The sequence below is a fragment of the Gordonia liuliyuniae genome (assembly GCF_021738805.1).
In the GTDB taxonomy this organism is placed as follows: Bacteria; Actinomycetota; Actinomycetes; order Mycobacteriales; family Mycobacteriaceae; genus Gordonia; species Gordonia liuliyuniae.
Genome location: NZ_JAKKOR010000013.1, coordinates 126,686 through 148,275 on the forward strand (window position 1 = coordinate 126,686; position 21,590 = coordinate 148,275).

Here is a 21,590-nt window from a genome sequence, read left to right on the forward strand (position 1 = left end):
CGCACAAGCGGTCGGCGCCCCTGAGCGGGGAATCTGACGTCACGCAGGCATCCGGCGCTGCTGCGGACCGTTGTAGGCCGACAGCGGACGGATCAGCGCGTTGGACGCAGACTGCTCCATGATGTGGGCGGTCCACCCGGTGATCCGGCTCATCACGAAGATCGGGGTGAAGGCGCCGATGTCGAAGCCCATCAGGTGGTAGGCGGGGCCGGTCGGGAAGTCTAGGTTCGGCAGAATGCCCGTGCGTGAGGTCATCTCCGCTTCGAGTTCGCGGTAGATCCGCAGCCATTTGCTCTGTCCGAGATGCTCGGACACCTCGACGAGAGCGTCGTACATGGTAGGAACGCGGGAGTCGCCGTTCTTGTAGACACGGTGGCCGAAACCCATCACCTTCTCCTTGGCGTCGAGCTTGGCGGCGAGCCACGGCCGCGCGCGTTCCGGACTGTCGATCTCGATCATGTCGTACATGACCGCCTCGTTCGCGCCGCCGTGCAGCGAGCCCTTCAGAGCGCCGATCGCCGCGGTGACGGCGCTATACATGTCCGACCCGGTCGAGGTCACGACCCGCGCGGAGAACGTCGACGCGTTGAAGCTGTGCTCCGCGTACAGGATCATCGACTTCTCGAAGGCCCGCACGATCGCCGGATCCGGGATCTCGCCGAAACACATCGTCAGAAAGTTCTCGGCATATCCGAGTGCGTGGTGTGGTTCGATCGGGTCGAGGCCGCGGCGCCGTCGCATGTCCGCCGCCACGATCGTCGGGAGGATCGCGAACATCCGCTGTGCCTTGGCCATGAGCGTCGCCGAATCGGTGGAGTCCTCGTCGGGATCCTCGGTGCCCAGGTAGCTGATCATGGTGCGGACCACGTCCATCGGGTGGCAGGTGTCCGGTGTCCGCGCCAACACAGCCTGCGCGGACCGGTCCAGCCGACGGCTGGCCCGTTCACGCTGGGTGAACTGCGCCAACTGCGCATCGGTCGGCAGTTCGCCATACCACAGCAGGTACGCGACCTGCTCGAACGAGCAGTTCCCCGCCAACTCCTGCACGGCGTAGCCGCGGTAGGTCAGCGAGTTGGTTTCGGGCACCACTTTAGAGACGGCCGTCGTATCGACGACGACCCCGGCGAGCCCCTTGTAGATGGTGGGGGTTGATTCAGTACGCGGGGTTGATTCAGTACGCGGGGTTGATTCGGTATTCAGAGTTGATTCAGTACTCATGGGGGTCACTTCCCTGATCTGCGGTCGGAGCGCGGTCTGGTGTAGGTGAAGAGGTTCTGATCGAAGGCGTTGTAGTCGGAGTAGCGGAGGAACTCGTAGAGCCGCGCTCGGTGCTGCATGACGTCGAGCTGCCCCGCCTGTGTGCCGGTCTCCGCGATGGCGGCCAGTCCGGATTCGACGGCGCCCATCGCGAGCCGGAGTGTGGTGACCGGGTAGATCACGACATTGAATCCGAGGTCGCGCAACTGATCTGTGGTGAGCAGCTCCGATTTTCCGAACTCGGTCATGTTGGCCAGGAGCGGGGCGTCGACCGCCCTGCGGAAGGTCTCGAACTCCCATTCATCGGCGAGCGCCTCGGTGAAGATGAGGTCGGCGCCCGCGTCGACGTAGGCCTTCGCCCGGTCGATGGCGGCGTCAAGCCCCTCCACACCGCGGGCGTCGGTGCGCGCGCAGATGATGAAGTTCGGGTCGCGCCGGGCGCCGACGGCCGCCGCGATGCGCCGGAGCATGTCCTCGGTCGGGACGACTTCCTTGCCGTCGAGGTGACCGCACCGTTTCGGATTCACCTGGTCTTCCAGGTGGCAGCCGGCCAGCCCCGCGTCCTCAAGCGTGGTGATGGTGCGGGCGGCGCTCATCGGCTCACCGAACCCGGTGTCCGCGTCGATGAGCGTCGGGAGATCGGTCGCCCGGGCGATCGATCCGCCGCGCGCAGCGACCTCGGTGAGGGTCGTCAAGCCGATGTCGGGCAGCCCGAGATCAGCGGCCAGCGCCGCGCCGGAGACATACACGCCCTCGAAGCCGGCGTCGGCGACGATCTTCGCGACGAGCGGGCTGAATGCGCCGGGCCACCGCTGCAGATCGCCGGAGTCGAGAGCGGCGCGCAGATTCGCGCGCTTGACGGCGTCGCTTACGCCGGAGCTGAAGAGCCCGGTGGTCTGTCCCGCCATCAGAGGAGTCCCGCACCGGTGGCGGGCGCGGAGGCGAGCACGTCGTCGAGCACACGGACGTTCAGTCCACCGAGGGCATCGGCGGCGAGGGACTGTAGTCCGGTGGCGGCGGCGGTGAACCGTGCCTGCTCGGCGGGCTCGACCACGCCGTCGGCCATGCGGGCGAACTTGTCGAGGTACTGCGTACGGGCGAACGGGCGGGCGCCGAGCGGGTGCGCGTCGGCGACGGCGAGCTCGTCTTCGATGACCTCGCCGCTTTTGAGGGTGACGACGGCGCGTGCGCCGAACGCCTTCTCGTTCGGGTCGGTCGAGTGATAGCGGCGCGTCCACTCGGGGTCTTCGACAGTCGAGATCTTCTTCCACAGTTCGACGGTGTCGGCGTGCGCCGCTCGCTCCGGTGCGTAGGAGCGCTCGTGATCCCACTCGCCGTCCTGGAGCGCGACGGCGAAGATGTACATGACCGAGTGGTCGAGCGTCTCGCGGCTGGCGGTCGGATCGAACTTCTGCGGGTCGTTCGAACCGGTGCCGATCACATAGTGCGTGTGATGGCTGGTGTGCAGGACGATGGACGCGATCTGATCGAGATCGCCGATCCGGCCCCGCATGCGCCGCGCCAGGTCGATCGGGGCCTGGCTCTGGTATTCGGCCGAGTGCTCCTTGGTGTAGCTGTCACAGATCGCGCGCTTGGCTTCACCGGGGCCGGGGAGCGGCACCGTGTAGCGCGCGTCGGGCCCGCCGAGCAGCCAGGCGATCACCCCGTCTTCGCCTTCCCAGATCGGAGCGGGGGCGCCCTCGCCGCGCATCGCACGGTCGACGGCTTCGACGGCGATCTTGCCCGCGTGCGCCGGCGCGTAGGCCTTCCAGCTGGAGATGAGACCCTTGCGCGACTGGCGGGTGGCGGTCGTCAGGTGAAGCGCCTGGCCGACGGCCTGGTAGACGGTGTCGACGTCGAGGCCGAGCATGGTGCCGATGCCCGCGGCGACCGACGGCCCGAGGTGTGCGACGTGGTCGATCTTGTGCTCATGCAGGCACATCCCCCGAACGAGGTCGATCTGGATCTCATACGCGGTGGCCAGTCCGCGGATCAGATCGCCTCCACTGGCTCCCGTGCGCTGCGCGACGGCGACGAGCGGCGGGATGTTGTCGCCGGGATGTGAGTATTCGGCCGCGAGGAACGTGTCGTGGAAGTCGAGTTCGCGGACGGCGACCCCGTTGGCCCACGCCGCCCATTCTGGTGCGTACTCACCGTCGACGCCGAACACGGTTGAGCCGCCGGTCAGCGGGCGGCACTGCGCTTGACGTCGCGCGCTCGTGACCGGTCGACGGGCCACGGACGCCGCACTCACCGCGGCGTTGTCGATGATCCGGTTGACGATCATCTCGGCAGTCTCGGGAGGCACCTCCACCGGGTCGACCGCGACCTGGGCGATCTTGTACGCCAGGTGCTCCTCGATCGGGAAATCCTCTGCACTGCGACGTGTACGTACTTCGTGATTGATCATATTTGCACCGTACGCACGACGAGGTATCGATAGAAAGACCTGGCAGATGCGTATTTCTGCGGATTCTTTGATGGATTTATGCGTATGTTGCGTACACGCGGTGACGTAGAGTCACTCTCATGGCGAAGACCTTCGTCGGCGCGCGACTGCGCCGATTGCGCGCCGATCTCGGCATCTCGCAGGCAGCTCTCGCGCGACGCGTCGACCTGTCGACGACCTATGTGAACCAGTTGGAAAACGACCAGCGTCCGATCACTGTGCCGGTGCTGTTGAACCTCACGTCAACGTTCGACCTGCCGGCAGACTTCTTCGCCGACTCAGGTGATGCCCGACTGTCGGCGGACGTCGCCGATGCGCTTCTCGCGCACGGCGACCCGGCCGATCGCGCCGAGATCGCCGAGTTGGTCTCGCGGATGCCGTCCGTAGGTCGGACACTGGTCACGCTGCATCGCAGACTCAGCGCGGCGACCACCGCGCTCGAAGACCGTCGATCCGCCGACACCGTGGCCCCCGACGCCCCAGTGACGCCGTTCGAGCAGGTCCGCGACTACTTCTACGATCGCCGCAATCACATCGCTGAGCTGGACGTCGCCGCAGAGGACCTGTTCACCGACGCCCGCTTCACCGTCGGCGGCCTCGACCTGCAGTTGGCCGATCATCTCGACGACGTCTTCGGCGTCCGTGTGGTGATCGGTTCGTCGACGGACCCGTCGACGGCGAAACGCCGTTTCGATCCGGAGTCGTCGACCGTCACTCTGGCGCGACATCTGACGGCCGGGCAACGCGCCTTCGCGTTGGCCACCCAGGTGGCTCTGCTGTCCCACCGCGAGCAGATCGATGCGTTGATCGCGGCGTCGTCGGTGGCCGAGGGTTCCCGAGCCGTCCTCCGAGTCGGGTTGGCGAGCTACTTCGCGGGCGCGCTCGTGCTCCCCTATGGTCGCTTCGCCTCGGCCGCACGGGAACTCCGTTATGACATCGGACTCCTCGCCCGACGGTTCGAGGTCGGGTTCGAGACGGTCTGCCACCGGCTGTCGACGCTGCAGCGGCCAGGCGACCGCGGGATTCCGTTCATCTTCGTCCGCGTCGATCGAGCCGGGAACATCTCGAAACGGCAATCGGCGACGGCGTTTCACTTCTCTCGTGTCGGTGGCAACTGTCCGCTCTGGGTGGTCCACGACGCATTCTCGACACCGGGCCGCATCCGCACGCAGGTCTCGGAGATGCCCGACGGCCGCAAGTACTTCTGGCTGGCGCGGACCACCGACACGTCCGCGCCGGGCCACCTGTCGACGGCTGCCGAGTTCGCGATTGGCCTCGGCTGCGACCTCGCGCACGCCGACGAACTCGTGTACACGACCGGCATCGACTTCACCGATCCCCGCACCGTCGTCCCCATCGGCGGCGGCTGCAAGGTGTGCGACCGCCCGGCCTGCCCGCAACGCGCCTTCCCGATGCTCGGCCACGGAATCCACGTCGACGAACTCGTCAGCGACTCAGTCCCGTACCGTCCTGCCTGAGGGAGCTAGCGCGGCCGCACTCACACGATCCAGTCGAGCAATTCCAGTGCGACAGCGACGTGGACGGGGTTCTCGCGAACGGGGACCGGTAGCAGAGCATCCGCACGCGCGAGCCGACGGAGGACGGTGTTGCGGTGCGTGTACAGCACCGCGGCCGTCTCACTAACTCGGCACCCCGCGGCGAACCACGCGCGGACGCACTCCAGGACCTGGACGTCGGCGCCTTTCAACTCGCCGAGTGTGGACGTCACGAACTCGTCGGCAGCTGCCCGGTCCTCCCCCAGCAGCGCGACCAGTCGCACCTGCTCGTACCGGGCCACCCGTCTCGAGGACCGCGGACGCCCCAGCAGCCGTCGCACAGTGAGTGCCTGGAAATGACTGGTGCGGAACCCGTCCCGCGCCTCCCCCGCCGATCCGATCGCGACGCGGACCCCGGGATGAGCCGACACAGCGTCGTCGGCAGCCACCGTCGCCGTCGGCAGCCACACCCACAGTTCCGACGCTCCGGAGATGACGACGAGCCGCCGCGTCACACCGCTCGCCTCCATGATCGACTCGCATGTCGCCTCGAGGTCCTCCGGCGGCGTCCCCGGGTCGCCGACCAGCACCAGCGCGGTGTGCGGGCCGTCCAGTCGGTACCGCAGCTGGCTCTCCGCTCGTTCGGCGGTAATCGGCGCGCCTTCGAGCACCAGCGCGACGGCTGCTCGCCGCTGGGCGTGCGTGTCAGCGGCGAGTTCGGCACGAGCCGTCTCGATCAGTTCCGCGAGTTCGCGGACCGTGTCGTCGATGAATCTGGCGATCGACGTCGACGTGACCTCGAGCAGTTCGCGCAGGAGTTCGGGATCGTCGGTGAGGCCGAAGCAGATTTGCATCCACAACCGCCACGCGACATTCTGAGCGGTCCGAAACGAATCGAGTGCCCGCGAGTCGAACCCTCGACGTGCGAGATCGCGGATGTAGGCTCGCGCCTCCTCAGTGATCGCGACGGGGACGCGAGCCCCCGGCTCGACCATGTTGACCGCCGCCCAATGCGAGAGATTCCCGGCGTTGATCCGCAAAGCGACTTCCAGAAGCGGCGAATCGCCAGCGACGCCCTCCATGCCCGCCCCGCTGGTCGCGGCCGAGTTGAGCTCGGCGATCCACTCCGGCGGCGCATCGAGAACGGCCCGCACTCCCGTCCGGATCAGTTCGGCGACGGCAGGGGTCACTGGAGTATCCACAGGAAACAAGTCCATGTGGTGCATTATGCACTGCACCCCGCGCACAACTGATGCGATTCACCCTTGCACAGGGGCCACTGTAACAACGATCATTGATACACACTGATCGTCGACGGACCACTGCATCGGCACGGGACCGCCGGAGAATCTCGACAAGAACGGACAGGCCATGACCACTGACGCCATCCTCACTGACGGCCCGCTCGACGTGCTCGTCCTGGGAGCAGGAATCTCCGGGATCGGCGCGGGACACTACCTGCGCACCGAGCACCCGTCGAAGAGCTTCGCGATCATCGAGTCCCGCGACGTCGCGGGCGGCACCTGGAACCTGTTCAAGTACCCGGGCATCCGTTCGGACTCGGACCTGAACACCTTCGGCTACGAGTTCAAACCGTGGCGCGACCCACAGGCGATCGCCGACGCTCCACGCATCCTCGACTACCTGCACGAGGCGATCACCGAGGACCGCCTCGAAGAAGTCATCGTGTACAACCGTCGCGCCACCTCCGTCGACTGGTCCGAGGCCGAGCAGGTGTGGAACGTGACCGTCCACCGCAACGACACCGATGACGACTTCGTGATCCAGGCCCGCTGGCTGTTCTCGGGCACCGGCTACTACAACTACGCCGAAGGGTTCACCCCCGAGTTCCCGGGCATCGAGAAGTTCGCCGGCCAGGTGGTCCACCCGCAGCACTGGCCCGAGGACCTGGACTACGCGGGTAAGAAGGTGGTCGTCATCGGTTCCGGCGCGACGGCCGTCACCCTGGTCCCGTCGATGGCAGGCGAGACCGAACACATCACGATGCTGCAGCGCACTCCCACCTACGTGATCCCGCTCCCCCGCGAGGACGCGATCTCGAACTTCATGAAGAAGGTCCTCGGCGCCGATCGTGGCTATGCGCTGAGCCGCCAGAAGAACATTCTTCAGCAGAAGATCGTCTTCAACCTCTGCCAGCGGTACCCGAAGCCCGCTCGCAAGATCATCCGGGCGACCAACACGGCGCTGCTGCCGAAGGACTTCGACGTCGACACCCACTTCAACCCGCCGTACAACCCGTGGGACCAGCGGCTCTGCGTCGTGCCCGACGGCGACCTGTTCAAGGCCATCAGCAAGGGCACCGCGTCGATCGAAACCGGCCGCATCAAGACGTTCACCGAGAACGGCATCCTCCTGGAGGACGGCACCGAACTCGACGCCGACATCGTCGTCACCGCGACCGGCCTCAACCTGCAGTTGTTCGGCGGCATGGAGATCAAGGTCGACGGCGAGACGGTCGACCTCTCGGACACCGTCGCCTATCGCGGCATGATGCTGTCGGGCGTACCGAACTTCGCCATGGCGATCGGCTACACGAATTCATCGTGGACGTTGAAGATCGGGCTGCTCTGCGAATACTTCTGCCGCATGCTGACCTACATGGACGCGAGCGAGTACACCTCGGTCCGTGCCGTCGCCGACAAGAACATGGATACGCGCCCACTCCTCGACTTCGGCGCGGGCTACGTCCAGCGGGCGCTGAACTGGCTGCCCAAGCAGGGCACCGAAGCCCCGTGGACGATGACCATGGCCGTCTCGGCCGACGTCAAGCAGCTCCGCAAGGGCGACATCGTCGACGACTACCTCGATTACCGTCGCGTGAGCGTGCCCGCCGAGACTGCGGCCGTCTGACACTCACCTCACGAGCAGGCACTCACCTCACAAGCAGGCACTCAGATCACGAGCAGGGCCGGGGCGGTCGTCGCCCCGGCCCTGCTTAGTGTTTCCCCAGTCGACTGTTGTCAGTCAGCGAGGAGCCCCTTCGCGACATGCGTCACCTGGATCTCGTTCGATCCTGCGTAGATCATCAACGACTTCGCGTCGCGGGCCAGCCGCTCGACCTTGTATTCGGCCATGTAGCCGTTACCGCCGAACAGTTGCACGGCCTCCATGGCGACCTCGGTGGCCGCCCGGGACGAGTACAGCTTCATCGCCGACGCCTGCGCGAGAGTCGGCGGCTTGCCTGCCTTCGACGCCTCCATCGCGACGAACAGCATGTTCTGCACGTTGAGTCGCGCCACCTCCATCTCGGCGAGCTTGAGCTGGATGAGCTGGAATTTCGCGATCTCCTGTCCCCACAGCGTGCGCTTGCGCGCATAGTCGATCGACAGTCGTTGCGCCTCGTTGATGATGCCGAGCGAGAGTGCTGCGATGCCGATCCGCTCGGCGGTGAAGCCCGACTTCGCGCTGTCGCCGCCACGCTTGTCGGCTCCGGTGTCCTCGGTCTCGCCGAGGAGGCGGTCCGGCGTCAACCGGATCTCGTCGAAGAACAACTCGCCGGTCGGCGAACTCATCATGCCCATCTTCTTGAAGGGCTTGCCGCGCGTCAGGCCCGGCATGTCGCCGTCGAGGACGAACGTCAACACCTTCCGCTCACGCATCGGAGTTCCGTCGCCCTCGTCGAGTTTGGCGAACACGACGATCGTGTCTGCGTACGGCCCGTTGGTGATGAACGTCTTGTTACCGCGGAGGATGTAGTCGTCGCCGTCGCGCCGGACGGTGGTCTTCATGCCGCCGAGCGCGTCCGAGCCGCTGTCGGGCTCGGTGATCGCCCAGGCACCGACCTTGCGCATCGTGACCAGGTCGGGCAGCCACCGCCGCTTCTGTGCGAGTGTGCCGCGGCTGCGGATCGTCGACGCCGTCAGCCCCATCGAGACGCCCATCGAGCCGATCGTGCCCAAGCTGACGCCCGCCATCTCCATGTTGAGGATGAGGAACATCGAACTTCCCAGGCTCGACGACCCTCCGCTCGGCGCTCGCTTCTCGCCGGCCTCCTCCGCCGCGAGTTCCTTCTCCAGGCTCTCGGCGTTCATCGCGTCCATGCCGAACGTCGCCAGCATCTTGCGAATGATGTCGTACGGAGGGAGTTCGCCGCTCTCAAGCTCCTCGATGTGCGGGCTGACCTCCTTCGCGATGAACCCGCGGATGGCGTCCCGCACCATCACGTCTTCGTCGGACCACTCGAACATGCGACCTCCAAGCAATTGAAACGTGTTCTACCTTGCTCACGACAGTAGCGTCCACGACACGAGCACGCCTAACGTGCCCCGACCGGCTTCGGGGCATCGTCACCACAGGGCCAGATCGTCCTGCCGAACGCCGCGGTCGAGGCGCCGATGCCAGTCGCGGTTGAGCCAGAGTTCCACGATTTCAGGCTTAGTGCCTGCCTGGCCGGCCCAGCGGTGGATGAGGTTGGAGTACCGGGCGTACGTCCGCACCGAGAACTGGGAGGCCCCGCCGTCCTCCATCCAGCCGTACCGGATCATGCTCGACGCGCTGAACTTGTCGAGCAGCTGGGGCCGGTCAGGTTTCGCCCCGTGGACGGCCCAGCAGTACAGCGACATCAGCGAGTGTCCGACACCCGGCGCGACCGGCCACCCCGACCAGGTGCGGAACGCGCCAGTCTGGACCAGCGCGGGCTCGGCCTCGCACGCGTCGAGCGCTCGCGCGATGAGATCGAACGGGCGGTAACCGTCGTGCGGATCGCGCACATCCAGGAAGCGCCGGTAGCCGCCCCGGTCCCGGTGCGAGCGGAGCCATGCGGCGCACAGGTACAACCTGTTCAACGCGGGCTCGGAACCGAGGTCGAGCGTGGTGCTCGCCGCGTCGAGGTCGCCTCGGCGGATGTGTCCGACCCCCGACTCGATCTGGCTACCATCGGCGTTCACCGCGTAGACGCGCGCCGGGATGCGCAGCGCCTCCAACTGCCGATTCCACTTGTCCAGGTCGACCTCGGCGTAATCGTCCAAGACCGTTTCCGCGTACGGCTGGCGGTGACACCAGTGAACACAGTCTTTCGGCACCACCAGCTTCTCGTCACCCCGCTTCATACCTGCAGGATGGCACGCGGCTATGACAATTCCTGCTGGGACAATTCCTGCTGGGACAATTTCTGCTGGGACAATTCCTGCTGGGATGATTCCGAAGACTACGACAGATTCACCGACAGCACGGACGACGGACGGACGTCGACGGCGAAGTACGTCGCAGCGCTCGCGCAGGCCACTGCTTGCGCGACGGGCGATGCGACGATCAGCGCGTCGCCGTCACGGACGACGGACCGGATTCGTGCGACGAAGTCGCGGACCGTCTCGCCTCCGTGCGGTGCCGTGTCCGGGTCAGTGAACCACTGCCACAGTTCGACTGCGTCCGCCTCTGCTTCGACTTCCTCAGGTGCGAGGCCGCGCCACCGCCCGACGTCGAGGGTCGTGAGGGCCGGATCGACTTCGGCGCGCACACCGAGGATCTCGGCGGTCTGGACCGCAGAGGTCTCCGGCCCGACGCGGTAGGTCGGTGCCGCGGGCACCGCGAGGCGGGCGACGTCGCGCTGCCCGCGTACGTCGAGGTCGTCGTGTTCGCCGCCGAACCGGACCGTACGGTTGGGCGCGGTCCGGCCCGCGACCACAACGGTGACGCTCAGGCCGACACTCTCTCGGCCGCCGCGACCGTCGACCGGGTGCGACGCATCATCAGACCGAGGAGTCCGATGAACACGGTGGTCAGCACCACCCACAACAGCACCTGGTTGGCGATCGCGTAGACGCGGAAGTCGGCGACCACTTGGCCGGGAAAGCCTGGTGCGACGATCCGATCGCCGTCCATGACCGGGCCCGGGACCTCTGAGAACTCCGGTAGCAGCGACGCGGTGATGCTCACGCCGACCAGGTACACGACAGCGCCGACGATGCTCGACCACCAGGCGCCGATCCGAGACGACAACGAGGTGGCGACCAGGACGCCGACGATCGCCAGGACGATCGACACGATCGTGATTGTCAGATACGAACTCGATCGCGAACCGATCGTGTCCTCTTCACCGACGGCGGGCGGATTCGGCGGGTACACGAAGAACGGGACGGCGATGACCGCGACGAATGCGACCCCCGCCAGCGCGGCGGCCAGCGCACGGGGGTCGGTCGACGGTCGACGCCGTCCGACGTACGCCCACGCCACCGTGAATGCGACCGCGAACAGCGCACCGATCGCGAGGGCGAAGACGACAGTGCCGATGCCCGCACCGATGTTCTCCTGCACGGATCGCGTGAACAATTCGTGCTCGTGCTCGTGTTCGCCGCTCAGCATCGCTTCGGCGTCGGACCGGACGCCTTCGTAGTCGATGGCCTTCGCGACCTGCGGTTCGATGAAAATGCGTGCGTAGGCATATGCGATGAGCCCGGCGACCAGACCGGAGAGCAGGCCTGCGCCGATGAATTTGCGTTCCATGTTCTGTTCTCTTCCTCAGTCCTGAGTCTCTTCCTCGTTCTAGTGGCAGGGGAAGCCGAGGAAGTGCCGCGAGTCATGGATGAACTCGTGGACGTGGGTGTCGTCTCCGAAGATCGAGACGGCGCCCTGGTCGTAGCCGAGGAAGTAGTAGGCCAACGCCGCGACCAGCACGGTCGCAGTCAGCACCAGTGCGGTGCTGACGACGGAGACATCGGGGAGAGCGAGGGCGCGGGTCGCGTCCTGGGGTGAGACGGCGGAAAGCGTCATGGATCAGATCGTCCTGTCCTCCGGATCGGGCGTCCGGGTCGTAGTGGCGGTACACCCGGCCGGTGATCTGGCTCGTCCCGCCCGCAGGCGAGAACTCACAGTGGCGCGACCGCTTCGGATTCTCACCGAATTCCCCGCACCGGGATGAAAAGGACCATACTCCTGGGCGCACCCCACAGCCTCAGGTACGTTCGCGCAACCTCACCGACGCTGCCGCCCCCTTGATCCGTCCTAGCAGCCTGGGCGCAGGCTGCTGAGACGAGACGAGCAGGCGGGAACGTAGGTGAGGCTGCGGCAGACGCGGATTGTCGGTGCCATGCGATTGAATGGTCATGTGGCCACCCGCGACTCCGCACTGGACCGGATGCAGCCAGCCACCCGACGCTGGTTCACCGGGGCTTTCGCACGCCCGACGCCGGTGCAGTCCGGCGCGTGGGACGCGATCGCGAACGGCGACGACACACTGGTCGTCGCACCCACCGGATCAGGTAAGACGCTCGCGGCATTCCTGTGGGCGATCGACACGCTGACCCGCGACCCTGACACCGAGCGCTCGGGGGTCAGCGTCCTGTACATCTCGCCGTTGAAGGCGCTCGGCGTCGACGTCGAACGCAACCTGGCGGCGCCGCTGACCGGCATCGCGCACGCCGCCGCCGAGCTCGGGGCGCCGCCGCCGTCGGTGACGGTCGGCGTGCGGTCGGGCGACACCCCGGCGGCGGACCGTCGGGCCCTGCAACGCACGCCCCCGGACATCCTGATCACGACGCCCGAATCGTTGTATCTGATGCTGACGTCATCGGCACGGGAGACATTGACGAGCGTCCACACGGTCATCGTCGACGAGGTGCACGCCGTGGCCGCCACCAAACGCGGTACGCACCTGGCGCTGTCGCTCGAACGACTCAACGACCTGCTCCCCCGCCGCGCGCAACGCATCGGACTCTCAGCCACGGTCCGCCCCGAGGAGCGGATCGCAGGCTTCCTGTCCGGGGCGACGCCGTGCACCATTGTGAAACCACGTGCCGCCAAGACGTTCGACCTCCGCGTCGAGGTGCCCGTCGACGACATGGCGAACCTGCCGGCACCAGTCCCCACTGCCGGGGCCGACCTCGACGACGCGTTCTCCCCGACCGCCGGATCGTTATGGCCGTTCATCGAGGAGTCGATCGTCGACGAGATCGGCCGGAACCGGTCGACGATCGTGTTCGTGAACTCGCGGCGCCTCGCCGAACGGTTGACGGCGCGGCTCAACGAGATCGCCGCCGCCCGCGCGGGCGCACCCCACGACCCTGCGAAGGCGAATCCGTCTGTGCCCGGCGGGATGCCGTCGTACCAGTCGGGATCCGGGAATACCTCGGGCGCCGGGAGCGCAGCGAGCGGGCCCATCTATTCGGGCGCCGGGAGCGCAGCGAGCGGGCCCAAAACTTCCGAAGCCGGGAGCGTGCTCGCTCGGGCGCATCACGGGTCGGTGAGTAAGGATCAGCGGGCGTCGATCGAGGACGACCTGAAGTCGGGTCGTCTTCGGTGCGTCGTGGCGACGAGTTCGTTGGAATTGGGCATCGACATGGGTGCGGTCGACCTGGTGGTTCAGGTGGAGTCGCCGCCGTCGGTCGCGTCCGGTCTGCAGCGCATCGGGCGTGCCGGGCATCAGGTCGGCGAGATCAGCCGGGGCATCCTGTATCCGAAACACCGCACCGACCTGATCCATGCGACTGTGACGGTCGATCGGATGGGTCGCGGCCAGATCGAGTCGCTCGCTGTCCCGACCAATCCGCTCGACGTCCTCGCGCAGCAGACGATCGCCGAGACTGCGGCGCACGACGTGAACGTCAATGACTGGTACGCGACCGTCACCCGGTCGATGCCGTACAAGGAGTTGACGCGCGACGTCTACGACGGCGTCCTGGACCTGATCTCGGGCCGCTATCCGTCGGACGAGTTCGCCGAGCTCCGCCCGCGTGTCGACTACGACCGCGCCGCGGGTGTCCTGACCGCCCGGCGCGGCACCCTGCGGCTGGCCGTCACCTCCGGCGGAACCATCCCCGACCGCGGACTGTTCGGGGTGTTCTTGGCGGGGGCCGGGAACCGAACGGTCGGGCCCGACGGGACGGGTTCGGGCAGCGACTCCGGTCAGCTTCGGCGAGTCGGTGAGCTCGATGAGGAGATGGTCTACGAGTCGCGGGTAGGCGACGTGTTCGCGTTGGGCGCGTCGAGTTGGCGGATCGAGGAGATCACGCACGACCGCGTGCTGGTGACCCCGGCGTTCGGGATGCCGGGCCGACTCCCGTTCTGGATCGGTGACTCGCAGGGCAGGCCAGCCGAACTCGGTGCCGCGATCGGCGCGTTCATCGGATCGATCTCCGACGACGACAAGCTCGCGAAGCAGGCCGAGCGGCTGGGTTTGACCGATCGTGCCCGCGGAAACCTGTCGTCGCTTCTGCACGAGCAGCGCGAGGCCACCGGCACGCTCCCCACCGACCGCACACTGGTCGTCGAACGGTTCCGTGACGAACTCGGCGACTGGCGGCTGGTCTTGCACTCCCCGTACGGGCTGCGCGTGCACGCGCCGTGGGCATCGGCGATCGGAGCGCAGTTGTCGTCGCGTCTCGGGATCGACGGCGCGACCACCGCGACCGATGACGGGATCATCGTCCGACTGCCCGACACCGACGATGCGCCGCCCGGTGCCGACGTGTTCCTCGCCGACCCGGACGACGTCGAAGACCAGGTGACGCAGGCGTTGGCGGGTTCGTCGATGTTCGCGTCCCGGTTCCGGGAGTGCGCCGCCCGCGCCCTGCTGCTGCCCCGGCGCGATCCGGGTCGACGCGCGCCTCTCTGGCAGCAGCGCCAGCGCAGCGCGCAACTCCTCGCGGTCGCCGCCCAGTTCCCCGACTTCCCGATCGTCTTGGAGACGGTCCGCGAATGTCTCGCCGACGTGTACGACCTGCCTGCGCTGATCGAGCTGCTGACCCGGATCCGCTCACGGAAGGTCCGGGTGGTCGAAGTCGAGACGGCGTCGCCGTCGCCGTTCGCGGCGTCGATGCTGCTGGGCTATGTCGGCGCGTTCATCTACGACGACGACGCGCCGTTGGCCGAGCGGCGCGCGACCGCGCTCGCCCTCGACACTGCTCTGCTCTCGCAGCTCCTCGGCCGCGTCGACCTGCGTGAACTCCTCGACCCCGACGTCATCGCCGCTGTCACGGCTCGCCTGCAACGGCTCGCTCCCGACCGCCGAGCCCGCGACACCGAGGACGTCGGAGACCTACTGCGTTGGCTCGGACCGCTGACTGTCGACGACGTGGCCGCCAGGTGCCGCGACGACGTCGACGCGGCGGCCGCACTCGACGAACTCGCGACGACGGGCCGCGCGATCGCCGTGCGCCATCGGGGCCGGGAACTGTTCGCGGCCGTCGAGGATGCGGCCCGCCTGCGCGATGGGCTCGGCGTCCCACTCCCGCTCGGCGTGCCCGCCGACTTCCTCGTCGCGGTCGGCGACCCGATCGGCGATCTGGTGCACCGCTTCGCGCGCACGCACGGACCGTTCACGGTGGACGAGGCCGCCGAATCGCTCGGCATGGCGGTCGCCGTCGTCGCCGGAGCCCTCGACGCACTGGCCGGCCGCCGCATCGTTCTCGACGGCGAGTTCGTTCCCTACGACGGGCCGGCGCAACGGCAGTGGTGCCACAACGAGGTACTCGGCCAGTTACGCCGCGGGTCGCTCGCCGCGGGGCGCGCCGAAGTCGAACCTGTGTCGACGCAAGCGTTCTCCCGCTTCCTGCTCGACCGGCAGCATGTGGTGGACCGGGCCCGGCTGACGGGGGTGTCGGGTGTCGCCGAGGTCGTCGAACAGCTCGCCGGGCACCCGATCCCGGCGTCGGCGTGGGAGACGCTCGTCCTGCCGACCCGGGTCCGCAACTACACGCCGGCAATGCTCGACGAGCTGCTCGCCGCAGGCGAGGTCACCTGGTCTGGGCACGGCGCGATCGGTGGGTCGGACGGCTGGATCGCGCTGCACCTGTCCGACGCGGCGCCGCTCACGCTGCGGCCCGCCGACGACCTCGAGCTCACCGAACTCCACGAGCGGATCGTCGCGGCCCTCGACGGCGGCCACGCGCTGCGGGCCCCCGAACTGCGGGACGTCGCCGCAACCGACGACTCGGCTATGCAGGCGGCACTGTGGGACCTGGTGTGGGCCGGGCGTGTCACGAACGACTCGTTCTCGGTGGTCCGAGCGGCGCTGAATCCGACACGGAGCCGCCCGTCGTCGCCGTCGCACGCGTCACGGGGCCGCGCGCCGCGCCTGCGCACCGCCCGACTCTCGGCGCGATACCTCGCGGGCGTCGACGGTGTCGCCGCGGCGGTCCCACCGCTGCTCGGCGGACGGTGGTCGGCGCTGCAGCGTCCGACGATCGACGCCACGACGCAGGCCGCCGCCACCTGCGAGATCCTGCTCGACCGGTTCGGTGTCGTCACGAAGGGCGCGGTGACCGTCAGTGAGATCGACGGCGGCTTCTCCCGGATGTACAAGGCGCTCACCGTCTTCGAAGACAGCGGGCAGGTGCGGCGCGGCTACTACGTCGACGGACTGGGCGGTGCCCAGTTCGCGGCCGGACACACCGTTGACCGGCTGCGCGACGAGGTCGACGTGCCCCGCGACCGCCGGACCGAGGCGGTGCTGCTGGCGTCGACCGACCCGGCGAACCCGCACGGCGCGGCACTGGACTGGCCTTCGCGCGAGGACACCGGTCACCGCCCGGGCCGCAAGGCCGGCGCGGTCGTCGCGCTCGTCGCAGGCGATCTCGCCGTGTTCATCGAACGCGGTGGGAAGACGGTATTGACGTTCACCGACGACGCCGAACTCTTGGCGGCAGCGGCTCGCACGGTGGTCGCCGCAGTCCGCGCCGGCCGCGTGCCACGCATCCACGTCGATCAGGTGGACGGCCAACCGGTGCTGTCGACAGACTTCGGCCGCGAGTTGAGCGCCGCGGGATTCTCGTCGACGCCGCGCGGACTCCGGATGAACTACGACCCGAGGATGGGCTGAGGCGTGCCCGAAGGCGACACCGTGTTCGCCGCCGCGCACCGGCTCCGCGCCGGTTTGGCCGGAAAACCCCTGACCCGCACCGACTTCCGAGTGCCCCGCTATGCGACCACCGACCTGTCCGGGTGGGCGGTCACCGGCGTCCGCTCGGTGGGAAAGCACCTGTTCATCGACGTATCCGCGGGCGAGCGCACCGCCTCGATCCACTCGCACCTGAAGATGGAGGGCCGCTGGCAGGTCGGGCCGCTCGGTACGCGATGGCGCAGGCCCGGGCACACCGCGCGCGTCGTCCTGTGCACCGACGATGTCGAAGCGGTCGGGTTCGATCTCGGGGTCGTCGAGGTCCTTGCCGACCCGGCGACCGCTGTCGCACACCTCGGGCCCGATCTGCTCGGCGACAACTGGGACGCCGCCACGGCCGTCGCGAACCTGGCTCGGTCGCCCGACACTCCGATCGGCGTCGCGCTCCTCGACCAGCGCCTTCTCGCAGGCATCGGCAACGTGTACCGCAGCGAGATCTGCTTTCTGCACCGTGTCCGTCCGACGGCGCGCGTCGCCGACGTCGATCTGCCCGGGATCGTCGAGACTGCGCATCGCCTGTTGTGGGAGAACCGGCTGCGGCCGATCCGGTCGACCACCGGCGTCACCGCGCGGGGCCGCGAACTGTGGGTATACGGGCGGGATCGACGCCCCTGCCGCAGGTGCGGCACCACCGTGGTCCGGGACATGCTCGGCGGGCTCGACGGGCAGGGCGAGCGGAGCGCGTACTTCTGTCCCCGATGCCAGCAGCCGTAAGTCCCTAGCCACGGGCACTGTGGCGGGGAAGGATGGGGCGTATGACCACGCATAACGACTCAGTGACCGAGATGTCCGAGGCCCAGGCCTGGGAACTGTTGAGCGGCACCGTATTCGGACGTCTAGCGGTAAGTGTCGACAATCAGCCGGAGATCTTCCCCCTCAACGTCCACGTCGACGACCGCACCATCCTGTTGCGGACAGCAGAAGGCACCAAGCTGTCGTCGTTGGCCGTCAACGAACGCGTGTGCTTCGAGACGGACGCGTTCACGAGCCGGGTCGGGTGGAGCGTCATCGCCAAAGGATCCGCCCACATCCTGACGGGGACCGACGAGATCGCCGAAGCCGACCAGGCGCCCCTGCGCCCGTGGATTCCGACACTCAAGACGATCTACGTGCGGATCACCGTCGACGAGATCAGCGGTCGACGCTTCACTATCGGCCCGGAACCCGACCGCGTCATCAGCTGATCAGTCCGGGACCGGCACCGGTTCCAGGATCTCGGCGCGGGCTTCGGGAGCTGCGGCGCGAAGAGCATCGGCCGACTCGTCGTCCGGCTGGCGCTGCGAAGCGATCTCCGCTTCGACCCGTGCTGTGTAGGTGGCGACCTCCTGCGCCGCGTCGGCCTCGTCCCACCCGAGGTACGGGGCCATGAGCTCGGCGACTTCCACAGCGCAGTCGACGCCGCGATGGCTGTACTCGATCGCGATCCGGGTGCGCCTCGCCAACACGTCTTCCAGGTGCAGCGCGCCTTCGACGGCGACCGCATAGACGATCTCGGCGCGCAGATACTGGGGTGCGGCGGCGAGCGGCCGCAGCAGCGACGGATCCTCGTCGCTGAAGTGCAGCACGTCGTCGAACATCGAGCCGTACCGGTTGAGGAGACGGCGGATCCGGTACGGGTGCAGATCGAACCGCTGTCCGAGGTGCTCGCACTGGTTGATCAGCGCGAAGTATCCGTCCGCGCCGACGAGCGGCACCCGCTCGGTGATTGACGACGCGACCCGCGACGGCAGGTAGTCGATGCACGCGTCGATGGCGTCGGCGCCCATCACCCGGTAGGTGGTGTATTTGCCGCCTGCGATCGACACGAGTCCGGGAGCGACGACGGCGACGGCATGCTCGCGCGACAGCGTCGACGTGCCCTCGTCCTCGCCCGCCAGCAGCGGCCGCAGCCCGGCGTAGACGCCTTCGATGTCGTCGTGCGTCAGCGCGGTGACGAGCTCGGTGTTCACTCGGTCGAGGATGTAGTCGATGTCCTTGCGGGTCGCCGCCGGATGCGCGAGATCGAGGTTCCAGTCGGTGTCGGTGGTCCCGATGATCCAGTGCGTCTCCCACGGGATGACGAACAGCACCGAGTTCGCGGTGCGCAGGATGATTGCGGACTCGCTGACGATCCGGTCGCGTGGCACCACGATGTGGACGCCTTTAGAGGCGCGAACCGTGAAGTGCCCGCGTTGTTTCGATAGTGCCTGCACTTCGTCGGTCCACACGCCGCCCGCGTTGATCACACAGTGCGCCTTGACCTCGGTGGTCTCCCCGGTCTCACTGTCGCGGACCTTCACACCCTTGATCCGGTCGGCTTCGGTGAGGAAACCGACGGCCTGGGTCGACGTGCGGATCACCGCACCGTAGTTCGACGCGGTCCGCGCCAACGTCAGGCTGTGGCGGGCGTCGTCGACGACGGTGTCGTAGTAGCGGATGCCGCCGATGAGCGCTCGGCGCTTGAGTCCCGGCGCCACGCGCAGTGCGCCCGACCGGGAGACGTGGCGTTGTCCCGGAACCGATTTCGCGCCGCCCATCCGGTCGTAGAGAAACAGGCCGGCCGCGACGTAGGGGCGCTCCCAGATCCGTCGGGTCAACGGGTAGAGGAACGGCAGCGGCTTCACCAGGTGCGGCGCCAGCAGCCGCAGCGACAGCTCGCGCTCGTGGAGCGCTTCCCGGACCAGACCGAACTCGAGTTGCTCGAGGTAGCGGAGCCCGCCGTGGAACATCTTCGACGAACGGCTCGACGTCCCGGACGCGATGTCACGGGCTTCGACGAGCGCGACGCGCAGACCGCGTGTCGCCGCGTCGAGTGCCGCACCGACACCGACGACGCCGCCGCCGACCACCACGATGTCGAACTGCTCGCTGCCCAGCCGACGCCACGCTTCGTTCCGGTAGGCGGGGGTGAGGTCGGCAGGTCGGTCCGGATTGAACTCGGTCTCCATGCGCGCGAGCCTACTATGACGCAGGTGCGGCACCGCAGTCACGATGTGACATGACACACTGTGGCCGTGAGTTCACGCGGAAAGTACGTCGTCGCAATCGATCAGGGAACCACGTCCACACGCGCCATGGTGTTCGACCGGGCGGGCCGAGTGGTCGCGTCCGAGCAGCTCGAACACCAACAGATCTTCCCGCGCGCCGGATGGGTCGAGCACGATCCGGTCGAGATCTGGCGCAACACCCGCCGCGTCGCCGCGGCCGCGATGGCGGCCGTCGAACTGCTTCCCGGCGACATCGTCGCGTGCGGCATCACCAACCAACGGGAGACGACAGTGGTGTGGGATCGGGCTACCGGCGTACCCGTGCACAACGCGATCGTCTGGCAGGACACCCGCACCGACGCCCTGTGCGAGGAGCTGGCGGGCGACGAGGGCGTCGATCGGTACCGCACGCGCACCGGGCTCCCCCTCGCGGCCTATTTCGCTGGACCCAAGATTCGGTGGATCCTCGACAACGTCGACGGCGCCCGCGAACGCGCCGAGCGCGGCGAGCTCGCATTCGGCACCATGGACTGCTGGCTGGCGTGGCACATGACCGGCGGCGTCGACGGCGGACTCCACGTGACCGACGTGACGAATGCGTCCCGGACCATGCTGATGGACCTGCACGCGTTGGCGTGGGATGAGCAGATCTGCGCCGAGATGGGCGTCCCGGTATCGATGCTGCCGGAGATCCGCAGCAGCTCGGAGGTCATCGCACCGCTGCGCGCGGAAGGCGCCCTTCCCGGTGTGCCGTTGGCCGGGATCCTCGGTGACCAGCAAGCCGCGATGTTCGGGCAGGCGTGCCTGGACCCGGGCGAAGCGAAGAATACGTACGGCACCGGCAATTTTCTGCTGCTCAACACCGGGACCGAGCCCGTCTACTCCGATCACGGACTGCTGACGACGGTCTGTTACCGGATCGGTGACGACGACGCCCGTTACGCGCTCGAAGGATCGATCGCGGTGACCGGCTCCCTCGTCCAGTGGTTGCGCGACAATCTGGGCCTCATTTCGGACGCCGCCCAGGTCGAAGAGTTGGCGCGGGCCGTCGACGACAACGGCGGCGTCTACTTCGTGCCCGCGTTCTCCGGACTGTTCGCGCCGCGCTGGCGTGCCGACGCGCGCGGCGTCATCGTCGGCCTCACCCGATTCGCGAACCGCAACCACATCGCCCGCGCCGTCCTGGAGGCGAGCGCCTACCAGACACGTGAGGTCATCGAGGCGATGGAAGCCGACTCCGGCGTCACCTTGAACACGTTGAAGGTCGACGGCGGGATGGTGGTGAACGAACTGCTGATGCAGTTCCAGTCGGACATCCTCGACGTGCCCGTCGTCCGACCGGTCGTCAACGAGACGACCGCCCTCGGCGCCGCGTACGCGGCCGGTCTCGCCGTCGGCTACTGGGAGTCGACCGACGACATCCGCGCCAACTGGGCCGAGGGTGGGCGTTGGGATCCGCGGATGCCGAACGAGCAGCGGGACGAATTGTTCGCTGGCTGGAATCAGGCGGTCGAGCATAGTTTCGGGCTGGCCTAAGGGTCGATCGCCCGCCCCTCACCCCGTCTTCGTCG

At 67.6% G+C, this 21,590-nt stretch carries 16 protein-coding genes and 1 riboswitch; of the genes, 6 read left to right on the forward strand and 10 right to left on the reverse strand.

Annotated elements, in window-relative coordinates; all coding sequences use genetic code 11:
• Positions 1-39 precede the first annotated feature (39 nt).
• Genes L5G33_RS17775 through prpD form a run of 3 tightly spaced genes read right to left on the reverse strand, consistent with a single transcriptional unit; the run spans position 40 to position 3,667 of the window.
• Entirely contained in the window at positions 40-1,218 is a 1,179-nt protein-coding gene (locus tag L5G33_RS17775; RefSeq protein ID WP_236999504.1) for a bifunctional 2-methylcitrate synthase/citrate synthase, read from the reverse strand.
• A 5-nt stretch (positions 1,219-1,223) separates the two neighbouring features.
• A complete protein-coding gene (gene prpB, locus L5G33_RS17780; RefSeq protein ID WP_236999505.1) occupies positions 1,224-2,165 on the reverse strand; it encodes a methylisocitrate lyase in 942 nt (313 codons plus the stop codon).
• Positions 2,165-3,667: a 2-methylcitrate dehydratase PrpD gene (prpD, locus tag L5G33_RS17785; protein ID WP_236999506.1), complete on the reverse strand. Its 1,503-nt coding sequence runs from the start codon at positions 3,665-3,667 to the stop codon at positions 2,165-2,167. The genes prpB and prpD overlap by 1 nt, the downstream gene beginning before the upstream one ends.
• 119 nt (positions 3,668-3,786) lie before the next feature.
• Here prpD and L5G33_RS17790 point away from each other — a divergent pair, with 119 nt between their 5' ends.
• Entirely contained in the window at positions 3,787-5,184 is a 1,398-nt protein-coding gene (locus L5G33_RS17790; protein ID WP_236999507.1) for a short-chain fatty acyl-CoA regulator family protein, read from the forward strand.
• Positions 5,185-5,204: 20 nt separating this feature from the next.
• Here the strand turns inward: L5G33_RS17790 and L5G33_RS17795 are convergent, their stop codons facing one another.
• Entirely contained in the window at positions 5,205-6,419 is a 1,215-nt protein-coding gene (locus tag L5G33_RS17795) for a PucR family transcriptional regulator (protein ID WP_308191595.1), read from the reverse strand.
• Positions 6,420-6,573: 154 nt separating this feature from the next.
• Here L5G33_RS17795 and L5G33_RS17800 point away from each other — a divergent pair, with 154 nt between their 5' ends.
• The gene (locus L5G33_RS17800; protein WP_236999509.1) at positions 6,574-8,073 is read left to right on the forward strand and encodes a flavin-containing monooxygenase; all 1,500 of its coding nucleotides are present in this window, start codon (positions 6,574-6,576) and stop codon (positions 8,071-8,073) included.
• Between the two features lie 110 nt (positions 8,074-8,183).
• On the opposite strand, the gene L5G33_RS17805 is transcribed toward L5G33_RS17800, so the two are convergent.
• The 5 genes from L5G33_RS17805 to L5G33_RS17825 form a co-directional block, all read right to left on the reverse strand.
• Positions 8,184-9,410, reverse strand: coding sequence for an acyl-CoA dehydrogenase family protein (locus L5G33_RS17805; protein WP_236999510.1), 1,227 nt, complete (start codon positions 9,408-9,410; stop codon positions 8,184-8,186).
• Positions 9,411-9,509: 99 nt separating this feature from the next.
• The gene (locus L5G33_RS17810; protein WP_236999511.1) at positions 9,510-10,271 is read right to left on the reverse strand and encodes an 8-oxoguanine DNA glycosylase OGG fold protein; all 762 of its coding nucleotides are present in this window, start codon (positions 10,269-10,271) and stop codon (positions 9,510-9,512) included.
• Between the two features lie 98 nt (positions 10,272-10,369).
• Positions 10,370-10,846, reverse strand: coding sequence for a histidine phosphatase family protein (locus L5G33_RS17815; RefSeq protein WP_236999512.1), 477 nt, complete (start codon positions 10,844-10,846; stop codon positions 10,370-10,372).
• A gap of 11 nt (positions 10,847-10,857) precedes the next feature.
• Positions 10,858-11,664 (reverse strand): CbtA family protein, encoded by an 807-nt coding sequence (locus L5G33_RS17820; protein WP_236999513.1) that lies wholly within the window; start codon positions 11,662-11,664, stop codon positions 10,858-10,860.
• A gap of 39 nt (positions 11,665-11,703) precedes the next feature.
• A complete protein-coding gene (locus tag L5G33_RS17825) occupies positions 11,704-11,931 on the reverse strand; it encodes a CbtB domain-containing protein (RefSeq protein WP_236999514.1) in 228 nt (75 codons plus the stop codon).
• Between the two features lie 40 nt (positions 11,932-11,971).
• A riboswitch (cobalamin riboswitch) is annotated at positions 11,972-12,090 on the reverse strand.
• A gap of 157 nt (positions 12,091-12,247) precedes the next feature.
• Between L5G33_RS17825 and L5G33_RS17830 the strand changes: the two genes are divergently transcribed.
• The 3 genes from L5G33_RS17830 to L5G33_RS17840 are packed head-to-tail and all read left to right on the forward strand — an operon-like array spanning position 12,248 to position 18,237.
• The gene (locus tag L5G33_RS17830; RefSeq protein ID WP_443669349.1) at positions 12,248-16,975 is read left to right on the forward strand and encodes an ATP-dependent helicase; all 4,728 of its coding nucleotides are present in this window, start codon (positions 12,248-12,250) and stop codon (positions 16,973-16,975) included.
• A gap of 3 nt (positions 16,976-16,978) precedes the next feature.
• Positions 16,979-17,767 carry a DNA-formamidopyrimidine glycosylase family protein gene (locus L5G33_RS17835; protein ID WP_236999515.1) on the forward strand — a complete coding sequence of 263 codons (789 nt, stop codon included), beginning with the start codon at positions 16,979-16,981 and terminating at the stop codon, positions 17,765-17,767.
• A gap of 41 nt (positions 17,768-17,808) precedes the next feature.
• Positions 17,809-18,237: a pyridoxamine 5'-phosphate oxidase family protein gene (locus L5G33_RS17840; RefSeq protein ID WP_236999516.1), complete on the forward strand. Its 429-nt coding sequence runs from the start codon at positions 17,809-17,811 to the stop codon at positions 18,235-18,237.
• Here the strand turns inward: L5G33_RS17840 and L5G33_RS17845 are convergent, their stop codons facing one another.
• Positions 18,238-19,980, reverse strand: coding sequence for a glycerol-3-phosphate dehydrogenase/oxidase (locus L5G33_RS17845; RefSeq protein WP_236999517.1), 1,743 nt, complete (start codon positions 19,978-19,980; stop codon positions 18,238-18,240).
• Positions 19,981-20,046: 66 nt separating this feature from the next.
• On the opposite strand from L5G33_RS17845, the gene glpK reads away from it, so the two are divergent.
• Positions 20,047-21,555 carry a glycerol kinase GlpK gene (glpK, locus tag L5G33_RS17850; protein WP_308191596.1) on the forward strand — a complete coding sequence of 503 codons (1,509 nt, stop codon included), beginning with the start codon at positions 20,047-20,049 and terminating at the stop codon, positions 21,553-21,555.
• Positions 21,556-21,590: the final 35 nt, after the last annotated feature.

What these genes read in the sequence shown, in the direction of transcription:
- L5G33_RS17790 (WP_236999507.1), top strand. Translation starts at nt 3,787, where the DNA reads ATGGCGAAGACCTTCGTCGGCGCGCGACTGCGCCGATTGCGCGCCGAT.
- L5G33_RS17820 (WP_236999513.1), bottom strand. Translation starts at nt 11,664, where the DNA reads ATGGAACGCAAATTCATCGGCGCAGGCCTGCTCTCCGGTCTGGTCGCC.
- L5G33_RS17825 (WP_236999514.1), bottom strand. Translation starts at nt 11,931, where the DNA reads ATGACGCTTTCCGCCGTCTCACCCCAGGACGCGACCCGCGCCCTCGCT.
- L5G33_RS17810 (WP_236999511.1), bottom strand. Translation starts at nt 10,271, where the DNA reads ATGAAGCGGGGTGACGAGAAGCTGGTGGTGCCGAAAGACTGTGTTCAC.
- L5G33_RS17805 (WP_236999510.1), bottom strand. Translation starts at nt 9,410, where the DNA reads ATGTTCGAGTGGTCCGACGAAGACGTGATGGTGCGGGACGCCATCCGC.
- L5G33_RS17830 (WP_443669349.1), top strand. Translation starts at nt 12,248, where the DNA reads ATGCGATTGAATGGTCATGTGGCCACCCGCGACTCCGCACTGGACCGG.
- L5G33_RS17800 (WP_236999509.1), top strand. Translation starts at nt 6,574, where the DNA reads ATGACCACTGACGCCATCCTCACTGACGGCCCGCTCGACGTGCTCGTC.
- L5G33_RS17840 (WP_236999516.1), top strand. Translation starts at nt 17,809, where the DNA reads ATGACCACGCATAACGACTCAGTGACCGAGATGTCCGAGGCCCAGGCC.
- L5G33_RS17775 (WP_236999504.1), bottom strand. Translation starts at nt 1,218, where the DNA reads ATGAGTACTGAATCAACTCTGAATACCGAATCAACCCCGCGTACTGAA.
- L5G33_RS17795 (WP_308191595.1), bottom strand. Translation starts at nt 6,419, where the DNA reads ATGGACTTGTTTCCTGTGGATACTCCAGTGACCCCTGCCGTCGCCGAA.
- prpD (WP_236999506.1), bottom strand. Translation starts at nt 3,667, where the DNA reads ATGATCAATCACGAAGTACGTACACGTCGCAGTGCAGAGGATTTCCCG.
- L5G33_RS17845 (WP_236999517.1), bottom strand. Translation starts at nt 19,980, where the DNA reads ATGGAGACCGAGTTCAATCCGGACCGACCTGCCGACCTCACCCCCGCC.
- prpB (WP_236999505.1), bottom strand. Translation starts at nt 2,165, where the DNA reads ATGGCGGGACAGACCACCGGGCTCTTCAGCTCCGGCGTAAGCGACGCC.